This window comes from Aquabacter sp. DMC10 (assembly GCF_056314145.1).
The window spans coordinates 12,552-34,042 of record NZ_JBQUYX010000012.1 but is presented as its reverse complement, the minus strand read 5'-3'; the positions used below and the strand labels follow the sequence as shown (position 1 = coordinate 34,042).

The 21,491-nt window shown below is 67.3% G+C and carries 10 protein-coding genes and 2 pseudogenes; 1 reads left to right on the top strand and 11 read right to left on the bottom strand.

Annotation, left to right across the window (positions count from 1 at the left end; genetic code table 11):
• Window positions 1–30 precede the first annotated feature (30 nt).
• The 7 genes and pseudogenes from ACT54L_RS24625 to ACT54L_RS24595 all read right to left on the bottom strand — a co-directional run bounded on the left by ACT54L_RS24625 (window position 31) and on the right by ACT54L_RS24595 (window position 5,445).
• Window positions 31–702 carry a hypothetical protein gene (locus tag ACT54L_RS24625; protein ID WP_476088306.1) on the bottom strand — a complete coding sequence of 224 codons (672 nt, stop codon included), beginning with the start codon at window positions 700–702 and terminating at the stop codon, window positions 31–33.
• A gap of 485 nt (window positions 703–1,187) precedes the next feature.
• A complete protein-coding gene (locus ACT54L_RS24620) occupies window positions 1,188–1,520 on the bottom strand; it encodes a DUF6968 family protein (RefSeq protein ID WP_476088305.1) in 333 nt (110 codons plus the stop codon).
• A gap of 8 nt (window positions 1,521–1,528) precedes the next feature.
• On the bottom strand, window positions 1,529–1,924 hold the full coding sequence (locus tag ACT54L_RS24615) for a hypothetical protein (RefSeq protein ID WP_476088304.1): 396 nt from the start codon (window positions 1,922–1,924) through the stop codon (window positions 1,529–1,531).
• Window positions 1,925–1,998: 74 nt separating this feature from the next.
• Window positions 1,999–2,175 (bottom strand): annotated as a pseudogene (locus ACT54L_RS24610) (transposase); the annotation flags it as partial.
• 106 nt (window positions 2,176–2,281) lie between these two features.
• Window positions 2,282–3,400: pseudogene (locus tag ACT54L_RS24605) on the bottom strand (DEAD/DEAH box helicase); the annotation flags it as partial.
• Window positions 3,400–4,260 (bottom strand): hypothetical protein, encoded by an 861-nt coding sequence (locus ACT54L_RS24600; RefSeq protein WP_476088303.1) that lies wholly within the window; start codon window positions 4,258–4,260, stop codon window positions 3,400–3,402. The gene ACT54L_RS24600 and the pseudogene ACT54L_RS24605, both read right to left, overlap by 1 nt.
• A gap of 36 nt (window positions 4,261–4,296) precedes the next feature.
• Window positions 4,297–5,445, bottom strand: a complete 1,149-nt coding sequence (locus ACT54L_RS24595) for an ADP-ribosylglycohydrolase family protein (RefSeq protein ID WP_476088302.1) — start codon at window positions 5,443–5,445, stop codon at window positions 4,297–4,299.
• Between the two features lie 499 nt (window positions 5,446–5,944).
• On the opposite strand from ACT54L_RS24595, the gene ACT54L_RS24590 reads away from it, so the two are divergent.
• Window positions 5,945–16,093, top strand: coding sequence for an autotransporter outer membrane beta-barrel domain-containing protein (locus ACT54L_RS24590; RefSeq protein ID WP_476088301.1), 10,149 nt, complete (start codon window positions 5,945–5,947; stop codon window positions 16,091–16,093).
• A gap of 103 nt (window positions 16,094–16,196) precedes the next feature.
• Here ACT54L_RS24590 and ACT54L_RS24585 read toward each other — a convergent pair whose 3' ends face one another.
• The 4 genes from ACT54L_RS24585 to ACT54L_RS24570 form a co-directional block, all read right to left on the bottom strand.
• A complete protein-coding gene (locus ACT54L_RS24585) occupies window positions 16,197–17,225 on the bottom strand; it encodes a c-type cytochrome (RefSeq protein ID WP_476088300.1) in 1,029 nt (342 codons plus the stop codon).
• Window positions 17,226–17,334: 109 nt separating this feature from the next.
• Complete coding sequence (locus ACT54L_RS24580; RefSeq protein WP_476088299.1) at window positions 17,335–18,549, bottom strand: MFS transporter; 1,215 nt, start codon at window positions 18,547–18,549, stop codon at window positions 17,335–17,337.
• Between the two features lie 170 nt (window positions 18,550–18,719).
• On the bottom strand, window positions 18,720–20,177 hold the full coding sequence (locus ACT54L_RS24575) for an NAD-dependent succinate-semialdehyde dehydrogenase (RefSeq protein WP_476088314.1): 1,458 nt from the start codon (window positions 20,175–20,177) through the stop codon (window positions 18,720–18,722).
• 105 nt (window positions 20,178–20,282) lie between these two features.
• A complete protein-coding gene (locus tag ACT54L_RS24570) occupies window positions 20,283–21,404 on the bottom strand; it encodes an NAD(P)/FAD-dependent oxidoreductase (protein WP_476088298.1) in 1,122 nt (373 codons plus the stop codon).
• Window positions 21,405–21,491: the final 87 nt, after the last annotated feature.

Here is a 21,491-nt window from a genome sequence, read left to right as displayed (position 1 = left end):
CCGCTCCGTCTACGGGCGCAGTTCGTCTTCTCACGAGCGTATGGAGGCACGCTCGTGCAGACCGGAATAGCGGCCGCCAGTCTCTTTCCAGCGGTCAAGGAACTCCGATCTGCGAAACGGTCGCTCCGGGACTAAGTCGCTTTCACCAAATATGGTCCACTCCTCGCGAAATCGTCGCGGATCACCATCGTGGCAGGAGAGCCAGGCCCTGTAGATGGAGCGAACCAGCGCCAACCTGGGAAGCACGACATCAAGTTCCCGATGCGATGCGTCTGGCCACCGCCTGACAACGCCGAGCCGGACAAACTCCTGGTCTGGATATTCCAGGTATCCGAGCTCTTTAAGTTGATCACAGGGCTCCACCTGGAACTCTTTCCACAGCTGCTCTTCAGCGAAGGTGATCGTCGGATATCCTCCACGCGCGACCTCCTCCAACCAAGGCACGATGTGAGGCTCGGGACCCCAGAAGTTGCTGATCCAGAAATCTGCCATGATGCCGGGATGGGCGACAGCAACCACTCCTTTGATCCAGCCGGATTCCGGGGGCGCAAAGGACACCGCCAAGGCTTCACAGACTTCTGGACCGGAAGGCTCCCCCAGAAGAGAGGAGGGGCGCTGGTGCCACATCCCAGTACGGAGATTCTTGTGCCAGCCCAGCTCAAGCGCGATCCGCTCAGCAACGCAGGGATTGGCTTTGGCCATGGGCCTACCGAGTTGGCGCGCCTCGATGACAACCTCGCCAGCCAGGGCATGCCAGGGCCTGACGTCGTCGATCTTTCCTCTCAAGGCTCCAATGCGCCAGCCTGGCCTCTTACGGATACGGGCGGCGTAGATGATGAAAGGTCGGTGTGATACGTTCCGAAGTACGGTTGCGAAGGCAGCTTCTCCTGTGTGAGGGCGCGCTCTCTACCACAAGCGCCGCGCCTGCCGGATCGGATTTTTTCACCGACGGGTTCGAATTCCGAAAACAAAACCGGGTGAAAACCCGGGTATGATCCCGGGTATAATATCGCATATATTTTTAATAATCGCGTTTTAATTCAATGCATTGTCTGGCCCAGATCGACCTCCTCTCTCTCCGGCAATTTCTCAGCTTTTCGCTTCGCTGCGATGGGATGCGCTCGAATGCGGTACTTTCCGGAATTCCGCTTGGTCTGACCAAGTCAATTTTCGGGCGATTGTTGCAGCTACATTGCGAGCTTGTCGGCACCAACCAAGAGATCCCGCAACGAAGCCGCCACTGGAAAGCCGTAGCCCTTTTCGTTGTCGTAGGCACGCAATCGCCCTTCTCGATGATAGGCGCTCGAGTAAATCTCGGCACCAATCATCTGAAGCGCCAAGACCAGCGCCTGAAGTGCGTCAAGGCCGACTGCTGAAAACACCCGCGCTCCCTCCGGCCAGCCGATTTCATAGCGACAGGCCCACACCTTCCCTTGCTTTTCAGGCTTGTAAATCTTGATAGCGATCACGACCTCATGATCCCCGGTACGAAGAAATAGTTCATGCGAGATAATGAGCATATGCAACCTCAGTAGTTGAGCGGTGGGATGGGGTGACCGGACAGACAGTTCGAGTAGCGCAACATGGCTTGAGCATGGCAACTGCGCAGGCCAATAATCTTGCAATGAAATGTATCGCGCCGATATTGGTCCTCGCAGAATTGCACATGTGCGAGCGACATGCGGCGGACTGCAAGTTGGCTGCGATTCATTCGCGGCGATGCCGGGGAAGATCCTGCCCCTGCTGAGTCAGAAACGCCCGTCCAGCGACCACCATCTGGCTTTCCGGCCGGCACGCGTGGCTGATCCGGACTGTATTTTCGAATCAATAACGCTCGTTTGAGGAGAAAGACTTCAAGAGTAATGCTCTGCAATATTGCGTTTACTTTATTAACATCGCTGCGTCCTGTCTCCGGGTATTGCATACTTTCCCTCGCCGAATATCGGCTATAGAAATATAATCAGATTACAGGAAATCTATCAAACCATTCTCTGCTGCTCAACTATGCTCAGGACTCATTGATAAGAGCCAGAAGATCACGGTTGCTGCGATGCAGATGGCGGAGAAGAAGGTGTGGGCGCATCGGTTGTAGCGAGTGGCGATGCGCCTCCAGTCCTTGAGTTTGGCGAACAGGTTCTCGACCTTGTGGCGCTGGCGGTAGAGGTTCTTATCGTAGTGATCCTCCCCCGTTTTGGTGGACACCCATGTTAGCTTTTGCGAGCTTCACAGGAGTGTTCGATGGGCCCACAGAGCGGCTTAACCCCGTCCACTTTTTCGGGGGAAGATCGGTCAGGCTGGAGCGATAGCCCACGGTGAGCGCATGCTCGCACCAGATCCAGTCGAAGCCTTCCTTGGCCATGCCCAGCGCGATGATGATGTCCACATGGTCGCGATTGGTCTTCTGCGCCGGGTCCTTCAGCGCGGCGGAAACGCGGTCGCGCTTGGCGCCGTCGTCATCCGCGAGGTCGGCGATGCGCAGCACGCGGCCATCGGGCCGCTTCACGAGCTGGAAGCCGGTGGCCGGGTCGGTGCCCTGCCATTGGCCCAGCGCTTCCACGATGTGCTCCACCTCCTTGATCTTGTCCTTCGTGCTTTCGCGCGAGTTGACCGAGGGGATGTGGACGATCGTCTTCTCGCTGGGGTCGAGAACCTTCAGGATGTCGTCGGCATAGTCGCCGGAATAGAAGAAATAGCCGATATCGAGCGATTTCAGATGCTCGTAGCCGTTGAGCTGCTCATAATAGGTGTAGGTGACCGTATCGAACTTGGCTTCGTCCTGCGGGCTCAGGACGGCTTCCGCGTCGCCCCGGAAATAGGAGCCGGTCATCGCCACCACATGCACCTTGCCGCGCGCCACGAAGGCGCCGAGATGCAGGCCGAGCTTGTTGTCCGGGTTGGCGGAGACGTGGTGGAATTCGTCGATGGCGACGAGCCGGTCGTCGAATGCCTCCACGCCGAAGCCGTCCACGGCGAAGCGGAAGGTGGCGTGGGTGCAGACCAGCACCTTGTCGTCTCTGGCGAGGAAGTCGCCCACCGCATTCACCTTGCCGCCGCCATCGCCGCCCGGCGCGTTGCAGAGGTTCCAGCGGGGCGCCACCACCCAGTCCGCCCAGAAGCCGTGGCGGGTCAGCGCCTCGTCGTGGAAGCTGGAGCCGATGGACTTTTCCGGCACCACGATGATGGCCTGCCGGATGCCCTGATTGTGCAGCTTGTCCAGCGCGATGAACAGGAGCGCGCGGCTCTTGCCGGAGGCCGGCGGCGACTTGATGAGCAGATATTGCTCGCCCCGCCGCTCATAGGCGCGCTCCTGCATGGGCCGCATGCCCAGGGCGTTCGCCTTGGTGGAGCTGCCATTGCTCAGATAGGAGACGGAGACGGAGGGGATGAGCGCTGGCCATATCAACCCGCCTTTCTTTGATTAAACCGCCGAAGGAAAAGGCGGGCGGTTATCAGCGTTATCTGAAGCCGGAAGGTCGCATCTTCCTCTTCGGAGAGCCCCGGATGCCCACCATGCGGGTGCATCCGGCTCATCAACCCTTGCACATATTGGGGTTTTTGATTGTTTACATTCCACTCGTTGTAATCAGCGAGCAAGAATGGTGGCTGCACCTGATTGCCCAGAAAATCTCGTTGCGCCTTGGCGTCATCGGCGCCCCCATAACCAAGCGCGACAGCAATCTCGCTCAGGTAGTTCTCAAAGAACTTACGCAACTCTCCGTTAGCCGGAGACCACTCGCCTCTCTGAAAAGCCGATAATGCTAATTTTAGATGCTCTTTGGCTACGGCAAATCCGCTGCGGTCTAAGAGGGCAACAACTTCGCTCTCAGCTTCGCGGAAATCGACGCCAGGAATATCGCCCGGGAGCATACGCACAAGTCGTGTAATTTTCTCGGCGGCTTTTTTCCGCCAAGTATATTTGGCAGCAACATTGATTTCCGTTTCGACGATCTCGAAGCCATCGAACCGCAGGCCAGCAACCAGTTTCTTCCATGAATTAGAATCCCGGCATGTTTCGGGAGCGGTGATGGCGATTTCGATAATCGCTCGGGGAAGAGAGACCTGGCCGTTCTCAGTCATCACGGTGCGTTCTTCGTCACAGGCCAGCTTCGCCCAACTCGCAATGCGAGCAGATTTGCTGCTGGTAATGCACTGCTCATCAATGCCCCATTGAGTCTCCAATACTTGCATATCGCCGTGCGAATGGAAGGCGCTCACTACCTCCACTCCGGCAACCACCGTCATTCGATTGAATTCGCTCATGGGCGTGTACCAGCTCTACGTTTTTTATCCGCTCTTTCAACAGCCGGGATACCGCGCGAAGACCGATTCCGCCCAGTCCTCCCCACCCGTCTGCGCATCATGAAGATCGCGGGCGAGGTCGGCGATGAGGTCGGCGCATTCCACTTGGCGTGACCAGGGATGCTGGAAGACCTGTTCTGAAAAGAGCAGGCCGAACATATTGCCGGCGATCGCCCCCGTGCTGTCGCTGTCGCCGCCATGCATCACGGCCATCCTCAATCCGCTCTCAAGATCCTCCGCCGCTAGGCTGCAATAAAGCGCGATAGAGAGCGCCTCCTCCGCGACCCATCCGCCACCAAGGCTTTCCACAGTCTCCGGCCTGCCATCGCGGGAGGCATTCAAGGCCGCCTGGATGGCGGCGGCGGTTTCCGTGCCGCCGTCCAGGGCAAGACACCGCTGGGCAAGGTCGCGAGCCGCCGCTTCCAGCGCCGCGCCCGCCATCACGTTGGAAAGCAGCAGCGCCCAGGCGGCGGCGGCGATCTGCCCGGTGGGATGGCCATGGGTGAGCGCCGACGTTTCCATGGCGAGATCAAAGACCGCGTCCGGGCGTGCGATGAAAGCGACCGGCGCGACGCGCATGATCGTGCCGCAGCCCTTGCTCGCGTTCCGGGCTGGCTGCCCAAACGCGCGCGCCTCTCGCAGCGCATGGAGGCACGTGTTGCCGGGCGCTCGGACGGCATGCAGCCGCTCAACGCGAACCAATCCCACATCGTCGGTGTCTACCGCCGGTTGGCCACCCTGGGTGCGATACCAGCGCAGCAGCGCATGGTGCACCACGGATGGCGGATGGCAGATGCCGCGCAGCGTGCCCCTGACCACCGCCCGAATCAGGCCCTCCGCAGTGAACAGGGTCATCTGCGTGTCGTCTGTTACGGCGCCCGTGATCCCGTCATGGGGCGGCAGCACCGTCAGTCCTTCGGGGAAGCGCCGCCGGATCTGCGCGAGGGAGAGAAACTCGATGTCGGCACCGAGGCTGTCGCCCATAGCCCCCGCCAGCAGCGAGGCATGGCTGCGGCGCCAGGAGGCAAGGCCGTCGTTGATAAAGGTTGGCATTGAAGCGCTCCCCTGAGGAGCAGGATGACACATCCTTATGTCACCGGCCCAGGGGGCCAGACAGCGGGGAGGTGCGTCGGCATCGGCGCGCATCTCGCAGCGGCTTTTGAGCGGAGCGTTGGAGCGAGCATCTCCACCCGCCTGCACCTCCCGTCCTCACCTTTCCCCCACCCTGGCAGGACCAATCGATGCCGGCGCTCGCGCGCCTTCACGGCCGACGGTTCGCCATGCCGGGGCACCGGATGGTCGCCCGGCCCCCTGGGGTCTCGGGGGAGCGGGCCGATGGGTCACTCCCTCGCCATCCCTGCGCACCTGGCCAATTTGTAGACGGGTACCCACCCCCACTTGACGTAAGAGTGTCATACCTATGCGGAAATAATCCAGGGAAACGCATTGGTTTTCAATTTGCGTATAGCCTGATTTTCAAAGGTTTCAGCGCGCCTGCGGGATGGTCATGACAGTTTCATGGGTCATTTTTGCGCAAGCCTGATCCAATTGGCGGGACATGATGATGAACAATAGCTTGCGTCTGGAACGGACCATTCTAGCTTCGTTCCGAGCGGCGCTCCTGGCCTCTGTGGCTCTGGGGGCCTTGAGCGTCCAAGCGACCGCGCAGACGCCATCCGTCGCAAGCCCTTATGCCAGCCTCCACTTCACTGCGGACGGCGGCAAGGACGGAAAGGACGCAAGCTCCAGCGACTTGTGCGCCGATAAGCCCTCCGATGGATATGGTGGCGATACGGGAGAGTATATCAGTGGGGCCTGGCCCTATGGCGGCAGTGCCGGCTCGACCTATAACGGCACCTACGGATATTTCAGCTCCGTCGGTGGAGAGGGCGGCAACGGCGGGTCTGCGGGCAGTTGTGCCTATGGGGGCCGGGGCGGCGGCAACGGCGGCATCGGCGGCGACATTAGTCTTGGATTGCAGACGAACGGCTATGTCTTCCCGAACGCACCGTCTGCCGCTTACTATTTCACAACTTCAGGCATCGTCGCCTATTCCCAGGGCGGGAAGGGCGGCAATGGCGGCGATACCGGCTCCACCAGCTATAACGGCGGCAATGGTGGGAACGGGGGACCGGGGGGCAATGTCCTGGTCCAGAATGCCCAACCGATCTCGGCGACCGGCTCCGGCGCCTATGGCATCTGGCTGCAAAGCATCGGCGGCCAGGGCGGCAATGGCGGCAATGAGGACAGTTCCTTAAGTTCCGGCAATGGCGGCAAGGCGGGCACCGGCGGAACGGGCGGAAAAGTCCAGCTCCTGAATTACGCCTCGGTCTCCTCGGCCACGACCACCGCCGTCTTCGTCCAGAGCATCGGCGGCAATGGCGGCAATGGCGGCTCCGCCTCCGGCTGGTTCGGCGGGGTCAGCGGCGGCGGCGGATATGGCGGAAACAGCTCCGGCGTCAGCATCAATACGCTGGGACCCAACCACACATCGCACACGGCGACGATCACCACATGGGCGGCCGGCGCCCATGGCGTCTTTGCCCAGTCCGTGGGTGGCGGCGGCGGCGATGCCGGCGTGGCGGCGGGCCTCGTCGCGCTCGGCGGCTCGGGCGGGCCGGCGGGCAATGCCGGGCAAGTGGAAGTCATCAATTACGACGACATCACAGCCACGGGCGCCTCATCCAGCGGCATCGTGGCGCAGTCGGTGGGCGGTGCGGGCGGCGCCGGCGGCATGGCCTTCAGCGGCGCGCCCGGATTGGCCGTCTCCATCGGCGGCACCGGCGGCGGCGGCGGCACCAGCGGCCAGGTGCTGGTGGTCAATGAAGGCAATATCTGCACGGGAAGCTGCAACGGCAGCGCCGCGCCGGCAACGACGGCGGGCGGCGCCTATGCCATCCTCGCCCAATCGCTCGGCGGGGGTGGTGGCAATGGCGGCTTCGGCCTGTCCGGCTCGGCCTCCGCCATCGCGGGGGCGGCGCTGGCGCTGGGCGGCGCCGGCGGCGGTGGCGGCAGCGCCGAGGCGGTGGTGGTGGGCAATGTGGGCTCCCTCTCGACGGCGGAGATCAATTCGGCCGCCATCCTCGCCCAATCCATCGGTGGCGGCGGCGGCAATGCCGGCGGCGCGGTGGCGTTCAACATGACGGTGGCCGGCGCCGCCACATCCATCAGCCAGGGCGGTTCCGGCGGCTCCGGTGGCTCCGGCGGCGCGGTGGGCACCAATTGCAACACCTATACGGGCCATGCCTACACCAACAACGCCTGCTCCTCGCTGACCTTTGCCGATCCCACCATTGGCGGCCCGTTTCCATCGACCACCATCACCACCCTCGGCTCCAGCTCGCCGGGCATTCTCCTGCAATCCATCGGCGGTGGCGGCGGCAATGGCGGCTATGCGGTGAGCCTGTCCGCTTCGGCCTTCGGTGAGTTCAACATGGCGATCGGCGCCTCCAACGGCGGATCGGGGGGCACCGGCGGGCCGGCCGGGCAGGTCTATGCCGGCACCAACGGGGTGCAAATCCTCACCTATGGCGATGATTCGGCCGGCATCATGGGCCAGTCCATCGGTGGCGGTGGTGGCGCGGCGGGCGCGGCGATCAGCGGCAGCTTGTCCAGCGGCGGCACGATCGGGCTGGCCATCGGCGGATCCGGTGGCACGGGGGGATACGGCGGATATGTGGTCGCCGACAATCCCGGTGGCGTCATCACCACCTATGGCCAGCGCGCGCATGGCCTGGTGGCGCAATCCATCGGCGGCGGTGGCGGCTCCGGCGGTCAGTCCATCGCCGCCACGGCCGGCGGAGAAGATTATTCGGTGAGCCTGGCCATCGGCGGCTCCGGCGGGTCGGGCGGCACGGGCGCCCCGGTCCTTGTCTACAACGAGAACAGCGCGGTGAACGCGGCCTATGGCGCAGCGAACATCACCACCTATGGCTATGGGGCCAGCGCGCTGATCGCCCAGTCCATCGGCGGCGGCGGCGGCGTGGGCGGATACTCGGTGGACACCGACGTGTCGCTCACGTCGGGCGCGGCGGTGTCCATTGGCGGCACGGGCGGCGGGGGCGGCGTCGCAGGCACCGTCAACGTCTATAATTATGGTCAGCTTGCCGCCCATGGCGGTGGGGCGCCCGTGCTGCTGGCCCAGTCCGTCGGCGGCGGCGGTGGTGCGGGCGGCTTCGCCATTGCCGGCAACATCTCCGATTCCAATGGCGCGAGCCTCGCCATTGGCGGAGGTGGGGGCGCAGGCTCTGTCGGCAACGAGGTGGGCGTTATCAGTTATGGCGCCATCACCTCGGCGGCGGGCACGGCGGGCAATGCACCGGGTGTGGTGGCGCAGGCGCTCGGCGGCTCGGGTGGCAACGGGGGGTTCGCGATCAGCGGGTCCATGGCGAGCGGCAGCCTTTCGCTGGCGCTCGGCGGCGGCGCCGGGGCGGGCGGAACCAGTGGGTTCGCCTATGCCTATTCTTACGGGTCGATCACCACCGCCGGCGCCCTTTCAGCCGGCATCATCAACCAGAGCATCGGCGGGGCGGGCGGCAATGGCGGCGTCGCCCTGGCCGGCGGCCTGGCCAAAGGGACGGCCGCGTCCGTCAGCATCGGCGCCGGCGGCGGCGCCGGCGGCGATTCCTATGGCATCGGCGTGATCGCGGCCGCGGTCAGCACGGCCGGCGACCAGTCTCCCGGTGTGCTCGCCCAGGCCATCGGCGGGGCGGGCGGCAATGGCGGCTGGGACGTGGCGGCGCAGGTGGGCGATGACGCGGCCCTCTCGCTTGCCGTCGGCGGCAATGGCGGCGCCGGCGGGAGGGTCACCGGTGCCAGCACGGTTGCGGTCTCCGGGCCTGTGACCACCGATGGCCTGCTGTCGCCCGGCGTGGTCGTGCAATCCATTGGCGGCAATGGCGGCACCGGCGGTTTCAGCGCCGGCGCGACGCTGGGCATGCAGACGGCGACCAGCTTTGCCGTCGGCGGGGGCGGCGGGACCGGCGGGGCATCCAACACCGTCTCGGTCACCCTCAACGGGGTGATCACCACCGCGCAGGACCAGTCCATCGGCGTGCTCGCCCAGTCCATTGGCGGCTCCGGCGGTTCAGGCGGCTTTGCGCTCGCCGGGGCTTATGGCGTGGGTGATGGCGGCTCCATGAGCATCGGCGATGCCGCCGCCTTGGGCGGCAATGGCGGCTCCGGGCAGAATGCCGGGAGTGTCAGCGTGACCACAAGCAGCAACATCTTCACGCAAGGCCTGCTCTCCGCCGGCATCGTCGCGCAGTCCGTCGGCGGGGCGGGCGGCAATGGCGGCCAGAGTCGTGCGGAAAGCCTCTCCAGCGTGGGGATTCCAGATTCCGCCTACACGCCCAGCGCCTCCGGCTATTCCATGTCGCTCACCCTGGGCGGCACCGGTGCGTCGGGCGGGAACGCCGGCAACGTGACGGTAACGGTGGCGCCGACCGCCGCCGGCAATGGCTATATCCAGACCGGCACCGCGCCCACCTCGGCCAGCACCACCCTGACCTCTCTTGCGCCCGGCATCCTCGCCCAATCGATCGGCGGCTCGGGCGGCAATGGCGGCTCCGCGGATTCCATGTCCACGGCGAACGAAGTGTCCTTGTCCCTCGCCATTGGCGGCTCGGGCGGCACGGGTGGGAACGGTGGCGCGGTTCTTGTCGCCTTCACCCTGGGAACGACCACGGGCGGCATCACCACCTATGGCGATCAGTCAGCGGCAATCGTCGCCCAGTCGGTGGGCGGCGGCGGCGGCAATGGCGGCGCTTCGGAGGCTTATAGCCAGTACAAGAAATATACGTCGAATTACACGGCACGGATCGCCATCGGCGGGGACGGCGCCGGCGGCGGCAGTGCGGGCACCGTGGAAGTGGACCAGGCCAATCCCGCCATCACCTACGGCGACTATTCCCCCGGTATCATCGCCCAATCCATCGGCGGCGGTGGCGGCAACGGCGGGACCAGCACGACCGATGCCAACAGCCTGCTGACCAGCGCCGCTGCCCAGACCGTTTTCACGGCGGCGGGGTCGGCCGGGACCGAAGCTGCGCAAGACTATGCCTATTGGATCGCCTCCAGCTATATCGGCGCGACGCCCACACAGAGCACCAGCAAGTCCAAGAATGTCACGGCCGCCTCGCTCTCCATCGGCGGCACTGCGGGCGCTGGCGGCGATGGCAATGCGGTCACCATCAATGCCATGGCCATCCAGACGTCGGGCGAAATGTCACCGGCGGTGTTCGCCCAGTCGGTGGGCGGCGGCGGCGGCAATGGCGGCAACGGCGTCGGAAAAGCGGAGGGCAAGACCTATGGGGCGTCGCTGACCATTGGCGGGTCGGGCGGCGATGGCGGCGATGGCGGCTCGGTCTATGTGCATTCTGCCGGCGACATCCAGACGCTGGGCACCCAGTCGGCCGGCATCATCGCTCAATCGGTGGGCGGCGGCGGCGGCAATGGCGGCTCGGCCTTCAGCACCGTGAAGGGCGGCAACTCCAATAGCGAATCCTCGCGCCAGCGGGGCGTCGCGGCCATAGCGATCGGTGGCACCGGGGGAAATGGCGGTGGCGGTGGCGCGGTCACCGTGGTGTCGGGCGGAGACAGCTTCTATTCCTACATCAACACCCTCGGCGCCTCGGCCCCAGGCATCTTCGCGCAGTCAGTGGGCGGCGGTGGCGGCAATGGCGGCTCAAGCAGCGTATCGACCATCACCCCCATCAAGGTGACCCTCTCCACCACCCAGTCCCAAGCCTATACGGCGCTGGCCCTGAACCTTTCCGGTCAGCTCGCAGGCGTTGCGTCCTCATCCGGTGTGACCTTCGACGACAAGAAAGGCAAGGGATCGCAGAGCTACATCGAGTCCACCGGCGATGCGTTGGCGCTCAGTATGGGCGGCTCTGGCGGCGGCGCCGGGTCCGGCGGGGCGGTGAGCGTCACCAATGATGCGGTGATCGTGACCGGGACGCCGCTGACCAGCGGCACGGCCGCGGCGGTGGAAGACCCCGACAATTCCCCGGCCATGGTCGCCCAGTCGGTGGGCGGCGGCGGCGGCAATGGCGGCTCTACGCGATATCATTCGTCCGCCAACGAATTCAGCACCTCCATGTCCCTCGGCGGCGACGGGGGCAGCGCGGCCCCCGGCGGCGCTGTCGACCTGGACACGCAGGGCACGCTGGTGACCTTGGGCAACAATTCAGCGGCCATCCTCGCCCAGTCCATCGGCGGCGGCGGCGGCAATGGCGGCAATGCCGCCTCCTCCCTGGGCGGAGTGACCACCGCATCCCTCGCCCTGGGGCTCGGCGGCTCGGGCACCGGCGGCGGCGACGGCGGCGCCGTGACGGTGAATGTGACGGCAGGGGTGGACGCCTTCGGCGTGACGCCGGGCATCTGGACGTCCGGTGCCCAGTCCTACGGCGTGGTCGCGCAATCCGTGGGCGGGGGCGGCGGCTCTGCGGGCTCCTTCGTCACCTCGACGGCCAATACCTATCAATATGTCACCGGCACGGGCGGCCAAACCTATTCGTCCACCGTCGGGAACAGCGTCATCACCGATGCCGGCATTGGCCTCGCCATTGCTCAGGGCGCGTCGGGCACGGGCGGCTCAGGCGGGCGCGTGACGGTCGTGTCGGCGACGCCCATCACCACATGGGGCGCGCAGGCGGCGGGCATGATCGCCCAGTCCGTAGGGGGCGGCGGCGGCATCAGCGGCTCCGGCACGACCAACACCGCCAATGCCGCCTATCTGGTGAGCTTCACGCTCGGCACCTCATCCGCCACGCAGGGCACGGGCAATGGGGTCACGGTCACCCAGAGCGGCGCCATTTCCACCGCGGGCGCCCTGGCGCATGGCCTGCTGGCGCAGTCCGTCGGCGGCGGCGGCGGCCTGACCGGGGACGTCAGCTCGACCACGGCCACCAGCGGAGATGCCTCCGTTCAGATGGCCCTGGGGGCCTCGGGCGGCAGCCAATTGAACGCGGGTCTCGTCTCCGCCACCGCCTCGGGCAATGTGACCACCACCGGCGCCGGAGCCAACGGCATCCTCGCGCAATCGGTGGGCGGCGGCGGTGGCGTGGCCGGCTCCGCCTTTTCCAGCGGGTCCAACGGAAGCGTGACGACGACGCTGGCCTTGGGGGGCGCCGGCGGAGGAGGCGATGGCGGCAACGCCTCGGCGACCATGCTCGCCAGCCTCGCGACGGTGGGCGCCAATGCCGCAGGCATGGTGGTCCAGTCGGTGGGCGGGGGCGGTGGCATCGCCTCAGTGGCCACCAGCACCAGCGCGGCCCTGGGGCCGGTGGCGGCAACCCTGGCCCTCGGGGCCGGCGGCTTCGTCGGCGGCAATGGCGGCGGGGTCTCCGCGAGTTTCAGCGAAAGCCCGGATGGCGGCCCGAACCTTGTCACCACGGGCGTGAATGCGCACGGCCTTGTGGCGCAATCCGTTGGCGGCGGCGGCGGCATGGCCGGCGTGAGCAATGCCGGCGCCACCGGCGCGGGCACCGTCACCATGGATGTCACGCTCGGCGGGGGCGGCGGGGCGGGCGGGACTGTCAGCGTGTTGACCAATGACGCGGCGGTTGCCACCTCGGGCGCAGGCGCCATCGCGCTGCTGGCGCAGTCCATCGGCGGGGGCGGCGGGGCCGCCGGCAGCAGCGTCACCATGGCGTCGACGGCCAATGGGACCGGCAGCGCCGCCTATGGCGCCGCCCTCCTCTTGGGCGGAGGCCATGGCGGGGCGGGCGGCGCGGTCAGCGTCGAAGACTGGGTCACCACCTCCACCATGGCTGACTTTGCTCCGGCGGTCCTGGCCCAATCCATTGCCGGAGGCGGCGGACTTGCGACCGGCGTGGCCGCGGTGACCGGCACCCTGGCCAGCCGGACCGTGACCCTGACCCTCGGCGGAACAAGCGCTGGCGCGACCGACGGTATGTCCGCCAATGCCGGGCTGGTGAGCGTGGACATCTACAGGTCGGTGACCACCGCAGGCGCGGAATCCCATGGCGTGGTCGCCCAGTCCATCGCTGGCGGCGGCGGCTTCGCGGGCATGCTGGTGATCGGCGACGGCACCACCTCGGTCAGCACCCAAAATACCACCGTGCTGGGCGCCAGCGGCGGCATCAGCGGCGCGAGCGGCGACGGCGGCGCGGTGACGCTGAACGTCAGCACCAACGTTGCCACCAGCGGCAATCTCGCCATGGGCATGGTCGCCCAATCCATCGGCGGCGGCGGCGGCATGGCGGGCCTGCCGACAGCCAATCAGGCCGATCTTTCCTTCGCTGGCGGGGTGACGCTCGGCGGTTCGGCCGGCGGCAACGGCTCCACGGTCTCCGTATCGGCCGCCAATGGCGGGACCATCTCCACCGCCGGCAATGCTGGCTATGGCATCGTCGCGCAGTCCATCGGCGGCGGTGGCGGCATCGCCACCATGAAGGGTGACACTCTGGTGCTCGGCGGGAGCTCCGGCGGCGACGGCGGAAACGTCAGCGTGTCCAGCGCGAGCCAAGTCATCACCGCCGGCCCGTCCGCGATTGGCATCATCGCGCAGTCCATTGGCGGCGGCGGCGGCATTGGTCGCCCCACATCCAGCGTGGTCTTCGCGGGCTCGGGCGCCTCGGGAGATGGCGGGAGCGTCTCCGTGGACGTGGCCGCGCCGGTCAGCACCAGCGGGACCAATGCGGTGGGCATCCTGGCGCAGTCCATCGGCGGCGGCGGCGGCGTGGCGGTGACGAACAACACGCCCCTCACCACGAGCGGTCCCTCCGGCGCCACCGGCATGGGCGGAGCCGTCACTGTCACGGTCAACGCGCCCATTTCCACCACCGGCACCGGGGCCTATGGCATCTTCGCCCAATCGGTGAGCAATGGCGGCGGCCTAGTCATGAACGGCACCACCATGCAGGCGGTGAACGGCAGCGCGGGAACCTCAGGCAAGGTGGTGGTGAACATCCAGACCGGCGGCTCGGTGTCCGCGCTCGGCGCGGGGGCAACGGCCATCTATGCCCAGGGCAATGGCGATCCCATCATCACCGTGGCTGAAGGGGCCGTCCTCATCGGCGGCGCGGGCGGCAGCGCCATCACCAGCGACGGCAGCGAGACCCACATTCAAAATCGCGGCACCCTCTCCACCCTGGACGGGGCGGAGGGGCGCGCCATCCACACGCTCACCGGCTTCGCCGAAATCGACAATTGGGGCACGCTGGTCGGCACTGTCGCCTTGACCCCGGGGGCCGCGAACCGCCTGACCAACCAGATCGGCGGCACGCTCTGGGCCGGCTCCGCGCTCGATCTGGGCGGCACCGGGCAACTCATCAACGCAGGGACGCTGCGCGGCGCCGCCACCGCGCTGGGCACCACCACCGTGAACGGGGCGCTGGTCCAGACGTCGACCGGTGTGCTCGCCGTCCGGGCAGACCAGATCACCGGCCAGGCCGACCACTTCCATGTCACCGGCGATGCCCATCTGTCGGGCGGCGTGCGCGGCATGGTCTATACCCCGTCCCTGGCCAAGCCCGGCCATTTCGACACCCCCATCCTCACGGCGGGCGGCACGCTTGAGACCGACAATCTCGTGGCCTATGGCGACACCGCCATGCTCGACTTCTCCCTCGCGCCGCGCGCGGGCGGGCTCAGCCTCGGCACCACCATCAGTTTCGCGCCAGCCGGCCTGACGGCAGACCACGCGGTGGTCGGCACGCTGGTCGGCGAGATCCAGGCCCGCGGCTCGTCGCCATTGTACCAGGCCATCGTGCCGCGCCTGCTGGAGGTGCCGACGCTCTCCGGGCTCGACGAGGCCTATGAGAGCGTGGGCGGCGGCGCCGTCTCCCTGGTGCCCACCACCCTGATCAATGCCGGCTCCGCGGCGATCTCTGGCATCACCTCCCAGATGGATCTCTGGCGCACCGGCCTGCGGTCGCCCTCCACCGCGCCCGGCGCCTCCACCTCCGATGGTACCGGCGGAACCGAGGCGGCCGGCGGAACCGGACGCTACTTCTGGGCCGCGCCCATGGCCAGCCTCTCCACCGGAGGCGGTTTGTCCGGCACCATGACCGGCGCCATCGTCGGCCTTGACGGGGAACTGACGAGCGCACCGGCCCTGATCGGCGCTGCGGTCAATTTCTCCACCGCCCAGATGCAGGAGAACACCACCTCGGCGCAGGCGGTGAGCAGCTTCGGCAGCTTGAGCCTCTACGGCATCTACCAGGCCGGCCCGGCCTATGTGTCGGCGATTGCCCTTGCGGGCTATGGCAGCTCCAATTTCGACCGCAACCTCTATGGGCTCGGCCTGGCGCTTTCGACGGATACCGGCCTCGACGGGTGGATGCTGGGCGGCCGGCTGGAGGCGGGCTACGGCTTTGCGCTGGGCGCCACGGGCGTCACCCTCACCCCGTTTGCAGCCTTCCAGCCGCTCGGGCTGCGACTGGGCACGGGCGCGGAGAGCTTCGGATCGCTGGGCGCCGGGCTGAGCTATGGCGGCAACACCATCACCGCCTTGCCCACCTATCTCGGCGTGCAGGTGGACGGCATCTGGACGGCAAGCGACGGGCGGACCTATGCGCCCTTCCTGCGCGCCGCCTGGATGCACGATTTCAGCCCCAGCCGAGAGGTCACGCGCAGTTTCGCAGAACTGCCGGGCTTCACCTTTTCCGGCAGCGCAATCCCGACGGTTGCTGATGCGCTGGACCTGCATGCGGGCCTGCGTTTCAAGGCCGGCCCGGGCCTGACGCTGAGCGCCGGCCTCGATGCGCAACTCGGCGATGGCTATTCCACCATCGGTGCCACCGGCGCCCTGCGGATCAGCTGGTGATGACCGATGGGCGCGGAGGGCGAACCTTCCCCCGCGCCTGAATGGCAGGGGGAGGCCGGCGCGTCATCCACTCCCTGCCCGCGACCGGGGCGGGCGGCGGGGGTCAGCGGGCGTTGGGGTTGGGGATGTCCCCGCGCTGTTCCTTCAGCCTGGCGCGTTCGGCCCGGATGGGCGCGAAGGGGCCGTAGCGGTGCTGCTCCGCAGGGAAGCTGTCCGCAAAGGGCGGATAGGCCGCGTCCACCGGCTTCAGCAGCAGGTCGGGGAAGTCGCGCTCAAGGCCCGCCAGCCGGGGCCGGGGTTGGGAAATCACGAACGCGGCCACATCCCAGGCCTCGTCCGGGGCGAGGGTGGGGGCGACCCAGGAGGTGCCGTTCGGCATGTTGTCATGGACGAAATTGGCGAGGGTGATGAGCCGGGCGGCGCCCGCGCCATCATTGAAGCTGTCCGGTCCCCACAGGGGCGGGACGGCATAGCCCATCTCCGGCAAGACCGCGTTGCGCCGGACGCCGAGGCCGTCGCGGCGATGGCATTGCGCGCACTGGCGGGCATAGATTCCCGCGCCCCGCGCCGGGTCCGCCGGCCGATCCAGCTCGACCATGGTGCCCGCAGCGGCGCCGATGATGGTTCCGCCCGCCGGAATATTGGTCGACAGAACGCGCAGATACGTGAGGATCGCCTGCATCGGCCGCGCGCTCCCCGGCATCGGCCGCCCGTTCATGCTCCGCTTCAGGCATTGGTTGACGCGGTCGAAGATGGAGATGGCGGCGTCGGTGCGGGCGCTATAGGCGGGATAGTCGGCGGACGCTGTGACCAAGGGCAGGCCGAACTTCTTCAGGCCACCGCGCAGATGGCAATTGGCGCAGGCCAGATTGTTGCCGGCATAGCGGTCCTCGGGCGCCGGGGCGGCGGGACCGATGTGGGCATAGGTCGCCTCGATGAGGGAACGGCCATAGCGGGCAAGGCGGCCCGTCTCGTCGTCCGGCAAGGCGTCGATGGCCGGCACATCCCACAGCACGATGTCCGTGCGCGGGGGCGAGGCGTCGGTCTGGGCGAGGGCCAACAGGCTCGAGGAGGCCAGCAGCGCGCCGAAACCCGCGATAACCGTGAGACCACGAACGCCGTAACGTGCCATTTTTCCAGCCAAAGCTCTGCCGGCCTTAATCATTTCAGACCCGCAAACCCGAAGCAACCGAAGGGGGCGCCGGCCAAGACGGCCGCCGATGGCTTGGCCTCATTCCGTCCTAGGCGCGCGATGCCAGGGTGCGCCGACCGACCATCAAGGCGGCCATGGCCATGACCAGAGGGACAAGGGAGAGCGCCAGCAGCGTGTTCCAGCCGAAGGCCGACAACAATCCACCCGACAGGAACGAGCCGACCGCCATGGTGCCGAACACGGCGAAATCGTTGAAGGACTGCACGCGGGCCTTCTCCTCGGGTCGATGGCAGTCGAGCACCATGGCCGATGCCCCCACGAAGCCGAAGTTCCAACCGACGCCGAGCAGGATGAGCATGGCCCAGAAATGCCCGACCTCGATGCCGAACAGCCCGGCGACCGCCGCAAGGCCGATGAGCGCGAGCCCCGTCGCAACCACGCGGGACGCGCCGAAGCGGCTGATGAGGCGGCCGGTCCAGAAGCTCGGGCCGTACATGGCGATGACGTGCCATTGCAGGCCGAGGTTCGCCGCTTCCTGCGAATGGCCGCACAGCCGCATGGCCAGGGGCGCGGCGGTCATGAGGAAGTTCATGAGAAGATAGGAGACCACGCCGCAGGTGACGGCCAGGATGAAGCGCGGCTGTTGGATGATGACGCCCAAAGGCCGCCCGCCCTTCCGGTCGGCGATGCCGGGCATGGGGAGCTTGACCCCGATGAGCACCAGAGCGGAAAGGCCCGCCGCCACCGCCTGCCCCAGATAGGTGGCCGCGAACAGATAGGGCGGGGAGAGGTTCATCGTATAGGTGACAAGCTGCGGCCCGAGAATGCCCGCGAACACACCGCCCGCCATGACGGCCGACAGGGCTCGCGGCCGGCGCTCGGGGGCGGCGCAGTCGGTGGCGGCAAACCGGAAGCTCAGAACGACGGCGGCATAGACCCCGGCCAGGAAGGTCGACACGCAGAACAGCCAGAATGCCCCCTGGACCATGGCCAGGGAGGCCAGAAGCCCGGCCACCCCGCCGCAGCCCGTGCCCAGCATGAAGACGGCCCGGCGGCCCCGGCGCTGCGCGATGGCGCCCGCCGGCAAGGTGCAGACCGCCATGCCCACCACGAAGATGGAGATGGGCAAGGTCGCCAGCGCCTTGCTGGGCGCCAGCATGTGGCCGACGATGGCACCGGTGGCAAACACCACGGTGGCATTCATGCCCGCCAGCGCCTGGGCGATGGCGAGGCGCAGAACGTTGGCGCGCTCCAGACGCAGCGCGGCGGACAGGTTCTGCTGGGGAGACAAGGTGGTGCTCACGCCGCAACGGCCCTTCTTGACGCAGGCTGTGCGGCGCGGAACCGGGGCAGCCCTGGCGGACCTTCTCATCTGGGGCCCGCTTCATCCCCACGCATGTGCGCCTGTGGCGGCCGTTTGTCGACCGCCTCCCGCGTGTGGGCCGTCGTAACCTTCCACCCGCGGCCGGCGCCTCAGGCGAGGCCGCCCATGTGGAAGGCCTTCACTTCCAGATATTCCTCCATGCCGAGGTGGGAGCCCTCGCGGCCCAGGCCCGATTGCTTGACCCCGCCGAAGGGCGCGACTTCCATGGAGATGGCACCGGTGTTGAGGCCCACCATGCCGAATTCCAGCGCCTCGCCCACGCGCCATGAGCGGCGCAGGTCCTGCGTGAAAAAATAGGCGGCGAGCCCGAAGGGCGTGCCATTGGCGATACTGAGGGCCTCGTCCTCGCCACCGAAGCGGAACAGAGGCGCGACCGGGCCGAACGTCTCCTCGTTCGCCAGCAGCATGTGGGTGGCGGCATCGCCGAGCACGGTCGGGGTCGCATAGTGCCCGCCGTGCGGCACGCCCGGCGCTTGTGCCAGGCACCGGGCGCCCTTGGAGAGGGCGTCGTCCACGTGGCGCTCGATCTTTTCCAGCGCGGCGGTGTTGATCATCGGGCCGATGTCGGTCTGCGCCTGCGTCCCCGGGCCGACCTTCAGCGCGGCGACGCGCGAGGAGAGCGCCTGCGCGAAGCGGTCGTAGATGCCGTCCTGCACGAGAATGCGGTTGGCGCACACGCAGGTCTGCCCGCCATTGCGGAATTTGGAGGCCATCACCCCCTCCACCGCCAGATCGAGGTCGGCGTCGTCGAAGACGATGAAGGGCGCGTTGCCGCCCAGCTCCAGGCTCAGCCGCTTGATGCTGTCGGCCGCCTGCCGCATGAGCAGGGCACCGACGCGGGTCGACCCCGTGAAGGAGATCTTGCGCACCGTCAGATTGCCGGTGAGCTCGGCGCCGATGTCGGCCGGCAGGCCAGTGACGATGTTGATGACGCCGGCCGGAATCCCCGCCCGCTCGGCCAGCACGCCGAGCGCCAGGGCCGAGAGGGGAGTGAGTTCCGAGGGCTTGATGACCACCGTGCAGCCGGCGGCCAGGGCCGGAGCAACTTTGCGGGTAATCATGGCGTTGGGAAAATTCCAGGGCGTGACGATGCCGCACACGCCGACAGGCTGCTTCAGCACCAGGATGCGCCGGTCTGCCGTCGGTGCGGGGATGGTCGCCCCATAGACGCGTCGCGCTTCTTCCGCGAACCATTTCACGAAGGAGGCGCCATAGCGGATCTCGCCGCGCGCCTCCGACAGGGGCTTGCCCTGCTCATGGGTCAGGATCAGCGCGAGATCCTCCAGATGCTCCAGCATCAGGCCGTGCCAGGCGTCCAGGAGCGCAGCCCGCTCGGCCGCCGTGCGAGCCCGCCACGGTCCGAAGGCATCGGAGGCGGCCTCAATAGCGGCGCGGGTTTCCGCGCGGCCGGCATCGGGCACCGTTCCCAGCACCGCCTGCGTGGCGGGATCGATCACATCCAGCGTGCGACCGCTCGCGGCGGCGCTCCACCGGCCGCCGATGAGGCAGGCCTCCTGCACAAGCGCGGGGTCACGCAGGCCCTTGATGGTCATGGGTGTCATCTCCTTGAACGCAATTCACAAAGCAGGACGGCGAGTGCCGGCCTCGGGACGCGCCCAGGCAAGGGCGGACGCTCCGGCCGGGCGCGCGCGTCACGCCGCAGCCGCGGGGAAGCGGCCGATGCGGAAATCATGGATCGGGGTTTCGGTCCGCCCGGTGGCGATCAGCTCCGCCATGACGTCGCCGACACCGGGGCCGAGCTGGAAGCCATGGCCGGAAAAGCCAAAGGCATGATAGAGGCCCGGCGTCGTCGCCGAGGCCCCCATCACCGGCAGCATGTCGGCCACATAGCCCTCGCAGCCGGACCAGGTGCGGATCACCGACACCTTGGCGAGCGCCGGCAGCAGCCGCTGCAGCGCCTGCAACTGGCGCGGCAGCTTGGTGGGGTCCGGCTTGGCGTGGCCGGGGTCGAGATCCACATGGCCCCGCTCCACCGCGCCGCCGAAGACGATGTTGCCGCGCTCCACCTGGCGCAGATAGGCGTCCGTGCCCGGACGGCGGGTCCAAAGCCCGACCACGGGCAGGATGCGATGCGGGAGGGGCTCGGTCACCCCCATCTGCGGCGCGCGCGGGGTCAGCGGCACCGTCTCGCCAAAGCCGGCCGCGATGCGCGCGCCCCAGGCGCCGGCGGTATTGAGGAGGCGCGGGGCCTGAAAAATGCCCTGGGAGGTCACCACGCGGAAGTCGGCCCCCGCCCGCTCCACGGCGCCGACGCTGCACGCTTCGATGATCTGCGCGCCGAGGCGGCTGGCCGCCGCCGCAAAAGCCGCCGCGATCAGCCGGGGATTGCCGCAGCCATCCTGCGGCGAATAGGAGGCTGCGATGGCGCCAGGCGCGAGGCCGGGAAAGCGCGTCCGGATCTCATTGGCCCCCAGTTCTTCCAGATGGAGCCCCCAGGGCCGCGCCGCCGACACGAAGGTGCGCATGTCCTCCAGGCTCTCCTCCTCGAAGACGAAGCGCACATGGCCGGTGACGCGGAATTCCACGTCCCGCCCCAGCAGCGTTTCGGCCTCGCCCCACAGGGCGCGGGAGCGGTGGGCGAGCGGCAGCTGCGGCAGATAGCGGCCCGTGCGGCGGATATTACCGAAGGAGGCGACGGTGGCGCCGGTGCCCACGCGATTGCGCTCGATCAAGGCCACCCGCAGCCCCCGGCGGGCGAGGAAGAAGGTCGCCGCCGTTCCCATCAGGCCCCCGCCGACCACGATCACGTCCATCACCGCCTCCCTCCGCCGGCCCGGCACCGGCCTTCGCCCCAGGCTGTAAGGCGGGCCGGGCCGGGTCCAAGACGTTCTGGCGCGCAA